Raw genomic sequence first — 307 nt, forward strand, 5'->3', positions numbered from 1 at the left:
GGAGTGCTGCTGTTATTAGAGTTCTTATCAGGGTCTTCATATTTGGCCAAGCGTTCCCGTAAGTTTGTAAGTTCTGTATCTTTCTTGCGGATTTGGAGGTTCAGAGCATTTATGTTACGGTTCAATTTGACATTCTCGGCATACTGCTGGCTGACAGTTTCACGCAATAATCGCATCTCTTCCGTCATGTCTTGTAATACTTTTGACATGTCCGTAACTTGCTCTTTCATAGGTATAAAGATACAAAGAAAATCTGAAATACGCAAGAAAAATGAGCATCTTTATAGCCTTTATACGAAGATTTTAG

The 307-nt window shown here is 38.4% G+C and carries 1 pseudogene; it reads right to left on the reverse strand.

Going from position 1 to position 307, the window contains the following annotated elements:
* Positions 1 to 230 (reverse strand): annotated as a pseudogene (locus HMPREF2955_RS17140) (IS66 family transposase); the annotation flags it as partial.
* Positions 231 to 307 lie beyond the last annotated feature (77 nt).

The organism is Prevotella sp. HMSC073D09 (assembly GCF_001814145.1).
GTDB lineage: Bacteria > Bacteroidota > Bacteroidia > Bacteroidales > Bacteroidaceae > Prevotella > Prevotella conceptionensis.